Source organism: Paenibacillus sp. DS2015, from assembly GCF_050433705.1.
In the GTDB taxonomy this organism is placed as follows: Bacteria; Bacillota; Bacilli; order Paenibacillales; family Paenibacillaceae; genus Paenibacillus_AQ.
The window spans coordinates 91,566-98,524 of the sequence record NZ_JBNPWS010000020.1 but is presented as its reverse complement, the minus strand read 5'-3'; the positions used below and the strand labels follow the sequence as shown (position 1 = coordinate 98,524).

Genomic DNA, 6,959 nt, shown 5'->3' with positions numbered 1-6,959 from the left:
AAACCAGATTCTACGGAAGATAAAGATTCATAATTTTGCTCGATGTAGGGAATTTTCAACTGCTACTTTTGGGGATTATTAAGTTGGTGTTGACAATACTGTCAGTTCATTCTGTCATTTTTGAGGTATCGTTATTTTTCGACCAATTTTCAAAGCATGGACATTTGTTATTTTGTTGTATTTAGCAATAACCTTCCAATCCACACCATACTTCTGGCCGATCTGATACAGATTATCCCCTTTTTTGATCACATAGACAACCTCTGATGCTACTGGTTCTTTTACTGGAGGCATTACGGGTTTCGTTGGTTCTGGTTTGACTGGTTCTGGCTTGACTGGTTCTGGTTTCGTCGGTTCTACCGGAGTCGCCGGAGTCTTAACTTCGTCTGACTGAGCGATCATCTTTAAGCTATATTTAGCAAAACCATCTGCCCCTGTACTTACATAGGACATCGTTGTGCTACCCTTCATTAATGCCTGCGCATCTGGAGAAGATACAAAAGTAACATTCACAGTATTATTGATCGGTGCCAGGGACCAGTTCCCGTCTGCGGTAGGATTAATTGTACCTTCTTCACGAATATAATCAACAATGACTTGGCGATTCTCATCTGGTGCTGCCATCACGATGCGCTTACCATCCGGATTGGCTAACTTCGAGCTTGAAGCACGATAGTTATTCGTTGCAACGATAAATTTCTGTGTTGGGTCAATCGGTTTTCCTTGGTATTCCAAATTCTTGATACGGCTAGAGGATGGATTAATGATGTCAGCCTTAGCATCATACTTAGCTGGCTGAGTCACATCAATCTGATAGTTAACCCCATCAATAACATCATAGTTATACGTAGGGAAGTCTCCGTTAATCAAATTCTGTTCTTCTGTGCTCGAAGGGTCAATCTGATTAAATTGTCCAGCAGACCACTCTAGCCACTCCTTCACTTCAGCGCCTGTTACCCATACAGCATGAACGGTGTTGGGGTATACATAAAGATCCGCCACGTTCTTAATAGCAATTGTTCCAGCTGGAATGTTGGTGTAGTAAGAAGCTCCTGAACGGCCTCCTGCTTTGAATGGTGCACCTGCAGATAGAACGGGTAATTTTTCATATTCAGTTCCTTGCAGGTTGTTGCCCACATACCACTTCTGGGCATTGGTTACAATCTGAATGGAAGGGTCATCTTGTACTAGGGCAAAGAAACTGTTAATTGCTGCACTAGTCTTACCCACCGGACCACGAATGTACTCTAATGTTTCTGCATGCTCTTGCTTCACTGCATCGACTATGGTTAGATCTGTTTCTACGAGCGACTTCTTATTGGCGATATCATAGATTGGACGTGCTTCAACCGCTGAATCGAATACAGTCCACTTTCCGTCAACCTGTCTCAAATCTAGATCTATAATTCCTAAATGATCTCCCCAGTAACCAGGTTCTACAGATGGAACACCGTTAATGGTACCCTTCTCTAAGTCTACGCCTTTAGCATCTTTGAAGTCGGCACTAGGGAATACTTTATGTGCGTGTCCAAATAGAATAGCATCAATGCCCTCCACTTGACTTAAATACAACACAGAATTCTCCATCAAAGGTGCTTGGGGAATTTCCTCAAATCCAGAATGGGGAATAGCAACAATAATGTCTGCTCCTTCCTTCTTCATTTGAGGTATAAACTTCTTAGCTGTTTCTATAATATCCTTGGCTACAATCTTACCTTCTAAGTTGGCCTTATCCCACTGAGATACTTGAGGAGGGGCGAACCCAATGACACCCACCTTAAGGGTATGTTCTTTACCTGCTTCGTCCGTAATCTTCTTGTCTAGAATTTGATACGGAGTGAAGTAGTTCTTATCATTACTCTCATCGTTATCTCCATCTGCTTTGTAAAGATTCGCATTCACGTATGGGAAGTTAGCGCCCTCTAAGGATTGCTTCAAGAAATCTAGGCCAAAGTTAAATTCATGATTCCCAATATTTCCCGCATCATAATCTAGTAAATTCATCGCCTTATAAATGGGATGAACTTCTCCATTCTTAAGTGGATCTACCTTAGCTACATAGTCTCCCAAAGGGTTACCTTGAATCAAGTCTCCATTATCAAAAAGTAGACTGTTCTTTGCCTCGTTTCTTGCAGCCTTAATTAGGCTAGCTGTCTTCGCCAATCCATACTGATCCGTATCCTTATCTGCATAATAATCATAGTTCATGATGTTGACGTGCAAATCTGTTGTTTCCATAATCCGTAGCTTAGCCATTGCACTTTCTTCCGCTGCATGAACTGAGGCAAGGGAAAGGGATAGTACATTGAAAGCAACAACCGTTGATAAGGCAACTTTGATCATCTTATGGTGCGAATGAAACATAGAATCTCCCCTTTATAATTAAGTATATTACTTGGTCACATAGAGTTTATATCGATGTCATCTTTTAAATAAAGGGAAATGTTAAATCTGCACAATAAATAATGCCTGAGACCCGGTCTCAGACATTACATTAGTACTCTTGAACCACCACTTAACACTCAATTCAAAGGATTATGCGAGCCATACACGTTTATCATTATCTTTGTTTTGACCCGTATATTCGATACGATGGGGAGTAATATTTAAAACGACGTAATTGGGATCATTCCGTCCTGTGAACCATTTTTCAAGATCAGGATTCCACACCTTCTCGCGTATACCTTCGTCCTTACATATAGCACAAGTCCCTTCAATCTCTATAACATCCTTGCTTCCACCTATTTCATACCCCACTAACAAGGATACGTGTGGATTTTCTTCTAACTCTTCAACTTTATGTGTTTGGCGGTTCGTAGCCAAATGTAGACTTAACCCTTCATTAAACAATACCATGTACCTTTGTTTCGGTTTATTCCCCTCAATAGTAGCGAAGGTACAAACTTTATTGTGATCCAACGCTTTTACGATTTCCTGTTCCATTCGAGTTCTATCCAACATGACATTAAACCCCTTCCTTACCTTATATTGAATTACAAAATACACCTATCTGTAATGTACCCATCTCCTTCATTTTCAACACAGCTCATCCTTATCATTCGATGCGACTTTTACAATGACGAATGGCTTCCCATTAGGTATGATAGATAGAATGATCGCTAGGACTTATTGTCATAAAAAGGGGCTTGATTTCATCATGAAACGCTTAATTTGGATTGGATGTTTGTCTTATTTCTTGATTGGTTTGGCACATGTCGTACTCGGTTCTGTGCTTCCAGTCATTCTGGAACATTATGGTCGTGAATACAGTGCAGGAGGACAACTGATCTTTGCTCAGTTTGCTGGTTTCTTGGGTGGCGTAATGTTCTCCCCATGGTTAAACCGCCGGATTGGCAAAAAGGGTACTCTTCTTCTTGCCCTAGCTGCACTGTTTGTTGCAGAATCCGTATACACCCTCCTTCCACCGTGGGAATGGATGTATGTCACAGGAATTGTTGCAGGCTTTGGGTTCGGAATGATCGAAGCTGTCATTGGAACCATCATTATTGCAGGTGTTACCCATCAAACTGCTGTAGCTATGAGTAGACTGGAAGTCTTCTTCGGTGTAGGTGCAATGCTGATGCCACTGCTTGCTAGTGGTATGATTCACTTCGGCTGGTGGCGTTGGTCGTTTCTTGCCGTGGCTCTCTTCGCGCTCATTACGTTTATATGCTGGGTTAAGGGTTCCTTTGGCGCTCTAGATGCGATGTTGAAGGCACGTGACATAAACATTCAACAACCGAAGCAACCTAAAGTACCCGTGTATCACAAGGGCCAAAAACGTACACTAGTGATGTTTGTAGCCTTCTTCTTTCTATATGTTGGCGTAGAAATGAGCTTAGCGAATTTCATGCCATCTATGCTCATAGAGAAGATGAGTATGGATAAAGCAGGAGCTGCACTTAGCGTGACCTTCTTTTGGATTGCTATGTCTACGGGCCGCTTATTTGCAGGCTATATAGCTGAGAAAATTCGCTACCGTTCCTATGTACTCATAAGTTGCCTAGCTGCACTCTTCCTATTCACTCTTTTTCCATTTACGAATCAGGTCTGGTCAGCTTTTGCAGTAATCACACTACTGGGTCTGTTCATGTCAGGCATCTTCTCCATCACGTTAGTGTTTGCTAATAAACTTATGCCAGGTACAGAGGAGTCAACCACAAGTATTCTCATTGCTTCTGGAGGTGTGGGTGGTGCTGTCCTTCCTTTGATCATCGGCTGGAGTATGGATCATCTTGCAGTTAACCAAACAGCCAGTATGCTTGCGGTGTTCAGCGTGGGTCTGTTCCTGCTCAGTATAGCCGCATTTCGAGTTCAGCATAGATATGATCAAGTAGGATCAAGCAGTTCAGCGATAGAACTAACCAACCCATAGAGGGGTCACTGGACACCTCTTCCATTGTAGACTATAATATTCGTTGAAATGATCTAACTTCATAAGTACCAGGGGTGCTGGGATTGGCCGGCTGAGAGTGTGTCCCACAAGACACTGACCCTTATACCTGATCTGGATAATGCCAGCGTAGGAACGTAGCCGATATGGTTCATCCATATACCTATCTTGCGCCCATATGCGTCCCGATTACGGGACGCTTTTTTGTTGCACAATAACATAGCAGTTCACTGAAGGGGAGAAAAAGAGATGAGAAAGATCGGAACATTACTTCTCGTATGTATGCTTATACTAGTCGTAGCAGGATGCGGAGCATCTAACAAGAATGGGATTTCAAATACCAATGAAACGAGTCAAAAAGAAACAACACCTGAGGGCGAGGCATCACCCACATCCAAGGTACTAAAAGATGTTAAAGTTGTTCTAGATTGGACTCCTAATACGAATCATACTGGACTCTATGTAGCTAAGGATCAAGGTTACTATGAAGCCGAAGGATTAAACGTGGAGATCGTTCAGCCGGGTGCCGGAGGAGCGGATACAATGGTGGCCTCAGGTGCCGTGCCCTTCGGCATTAGCTATCAAGAGGGCGTAACGCAAGCACGCATCCAAGGTGTTCCCCTGGTGTCCATTGCAGCAGTCATACAACATAATACCTCTGGATTTGCGGCACCTGTAGATCGCAATATTAAGACACCGAAAGCATTCGAAGGCCAAACTTACGGGGGTTGGGGTTCTCCTGTAGAAGAAGCTGTAATGGATTCTATCATGGAGAATGACAAGGGTGATGTTACGAAGGTCAAGATTGTGAATATGGGCGAGGCCGATTTCTTCACAGCCGTGAAGCGAGATATTGATTTCGCATGGATCTTCTACGCGTGGACAGGTGTTGAAGCTGAGCTTCGTGGAGAGCCGCTCGATATGTTATATGTGAAAGACTACGCTAAAGAGCTTGATTACTACACGCCTGTTATTGTGACGAATGAGAAACAGATAGCGGATGATCCTGAACTCGTCAAGGCATTCATGCGCGCTACCTCCAAAGGCTATCAATATGCGATTGATAAACCTGAAGAAGCCGCTGTAATTCTCAGTACATTAGTACCTGATCTAGACAAGGAACTAGTCCTTGCTAGTCAGAAATGGTTGAGTCCACGCTATAAAGACGATGCTGAGAACTGGGGAGAACAGAAAGCCGAAGTATGGCAAGGGTATTCCGATTGGATGTATAACCATAAGCTTCTGGATAAACCGCTTGAAATTGAAAGTGCTTATACCAATGATTTTATACCTCAAGCACAATAACGAAGACTATATCTAACTACTACTACTACTACTACTACTACTACTACTACTACTACTACTACTACTACTACTACTACTACTACTACTACTACTACTACTACTACTACTACACTCTACTATGAAAGGTTGTTATACCATGGCCAATACTTTACTAAGCATTCAAGTAATCCCTAAAACACCTAATAATGAAGATTCGATTCCTTATGTAGATCGTGCCATTGAAGTCATACAACAATCTGGTGTCAAACATGAGGTTCATCCGCTAGAGACGACTATGGAAGGCGAGCTTGATGAGCTGTTGCGTATTGTTAAGAATATGCATGAAGCACTTGTAGTTGCAGGCAGCCCTAGTGTCATCTCTCAAATTAAAATTGCCCATAACCCTAAGGGCATAAGTATGGATAAACTAACGGAGAAATATCGTCCATGAGCCTGATATGGAACAAAGTGTGGCCGCCCTTAGTGGCGGTCCTCTTCTTTTTGGTGATATGGCAGCTAAGTACTTCACTCTTTAACATCGAAGAATGGATTCTCCCAGCCCCATCAGATATTGCACGTGAGGCTTCCGCTCAATCGGCAAGATTATGGGAACATACGCTAGCAACTGTAAAGCTAACTTTAGGAGGATTTATTATCGGAACGGGAGTAGGATTGTTCATCGCCTTCGTACTCCATCGTCTTTCATTTCTTCACTCTGCCCTTTATCCACTCCTTATCTTAAGTCAAAATGTCCCTACCATCGCCCTTGCCCCGCTACTTATGATCTGGTTCGGTTTTGGCCTACTTCCTAAATTGATCGTTATAACACTCGTTTGTTTCTTTCCTGTAGCTGTTGCAGCTATGGACGGATTCAGACAAACAGATCGAACCATGTTGGAATATATGCGAATGATCGGGGCTACCAAAGGTCAAATATTTACCAAGCTGGAGCTTCCACATGCCCTACCTTCCATCTTCTCAGGCATTCGGATCGCAGCTACTTACAGTGTTATGGGCGCAGTCATCGCCGAATGGGTCGGATCTGACAGAGGCATCGGCTACTATATGATGTTACAGAAAGCTAGCTACCGTACGGATCGTATGTTCTTAAGTATCTCTATTATCGTTATTCTTAGCTTAATGATGCATACAGCCATTGTCCTATTAGAGAAAAGCCTCATACGCTGGAACTCAACTCAAGAACGTTAATTGAACTTAGAATATTGAACTTAGGATAAGAAGAACTTGTACTTACAGACGCGAAAGGAGTGTACACCTAGTC

Annotated in this window: 6 protein-coding genes and 1 riboswitch; of the genes, 4 read left to right on the top strand and 2 right to left on the bottom strand. The window is 42.7% G+C overall.

Translation table 11 applies throughout. The features are described from left to right. Positions 1 to 114 precede the first annotated feature (114 nt). Both J2T13_RS17180 and J2T13_RS17175 read right to left on the bottom strand, forming a co-directional pair. Positions 115 to 2,364 carry a bifunctional 2',3'-cyclic-nucleotide 2'-phosphodiesterase/3'-nucleotidase gene (locus J2T13_RS17180; RefSeq protein WP_429373427.1) on the bottom strand — a complete coding sequence of 750 codons (2,250 nt, stop codon included), beginning with the start codon at positions 2,362 to 2,364 and terminating at the stop codon, positions 115 to 117. 171 nt (positions 2,365 to 2,535) lie between these two features. Next, the gene (locus J2T13_RS17175) at positions 2,536 to 2,961 is read right to left on the bottom strand and encodes a pyridoxamine 5'-phosphate oxidase family protein (protein WP_429373425.1); all 426 of its coding nucleotides are present in this window, start codon (positions 2,959 to 2,961) and stop codon (positions 2,536 to 2,538) included. A gap of 196 nt (positions 2,962 to 3,157) precedes the next feature. Here J2T13_RS17175 and J2T13_RS17170 point away from each other — a divergent pair, with 196 nt between their 5' ends. From J2T13_RS17170 to J2T13_RS17155, 4 genes are all read left to right on the top strand, one after another. Then, positions 3,158 to 4,375: an MFS transporter gene (locus J2T13_RS17170; protein ID WP_429373423.1), complete on the top strand. Its 1,218-nt coding sequence runs from the start codon at positions 3,158 to 3,160 to the stop codon at positions 4,373 to 4,375. Positions 4,376 to 4,435: 60 nt separating this feature from the next. Then, a riboswitch (TPP riboswitch) is annotated at positions 4,436 to 4,546 on the top strand. A gap of 96 nt (positions 4,547 to 4,642) precedes the next feature. Then, entirely contained in the window at positions 4,643 to 5,698 is a 1,056-nt protein-coding gene (locus tag J2T13_RS17165; RefSeq protein WP_429373421.1) for an ABC transporter substrate-binding protein, read from the top strand. A 136-nt stretch (positions 5,699 to 5,834) separates the two neighbouring features. Continuing rightward, on the top strand, positions 5,835 to 6,128 hold the full coding sequence (locus J2T13_RS17160) for a thiamine-binding protein (protein WP_429373419.1): 294 nt from the start codon (positions 5,835 to 5,837) through the stop codon (positions 6,126 to 6,128). Then, the gene (locus J2T13_RS17155) at positions 6,125 to 6,886 is read left to right on the top strand and encodes an ABC transporter permease (RefSeq protein WP_429373417.1); all 762 of its coding nucleotides are present in this window, start codon (positions 6,125 to 6,127) and stop codon (positions 6,884 to 6,886) included. Before J2T13_RS17160 ends, J2T13_RS17155 begins: the two co-directional genes overlap by 4 nt. The last annotated feature ends 73 nt before the right edge of the window (positions 6,887 to 6,959 follow it).

Excerpts from the sequence above, each read along its gene's own strand:
- J2T13_RS17180 (WP_429373427.1), bottom strand. The coding sequence starts at position 2,364 with ATGTTTCATTCGCACCATAAGATGATCAAAGTTGCCTTATCAACGGTT.
- J2T13_RS17175 (WP_429373425.1), bottom strand. The coding sequence starts at position 2,961 with ATGTTGGATAGAACTCGAATGGAACAGGAAATCGTAAAAGCGTTGGAT.
- J2T13_RS17170 (WP_429373423.1), top strand. The coding sequence starts at position 3,158 with ATGAAACGCTTAATTTGGATTGGATGTTTGTCTTATTTCTTGATTGGT.
- J2T13_RS17165 (WP_429373421.1), top strand. The coding sequence starts at position 4,643 with ATGAGAAAGATCGGAACATTACTTCTCGTATGTATGCTTATACTAGTC.
- J2T13_RS17160 (WP_429373419.1), top strand. The coding sequence starts at position 5,835 with ATGGCCAATACTTTACTAAGCATTCAAGTAATCCCTAAAACACCTAAT.
- J2T13_RS17155 (WP_429373417.1), top strand. The coding sequence starts at position 6,125 with ATGAGCCTGATATGGAACAAAGTGTGGCCGCCCTTAGTGGCGGTCCTC.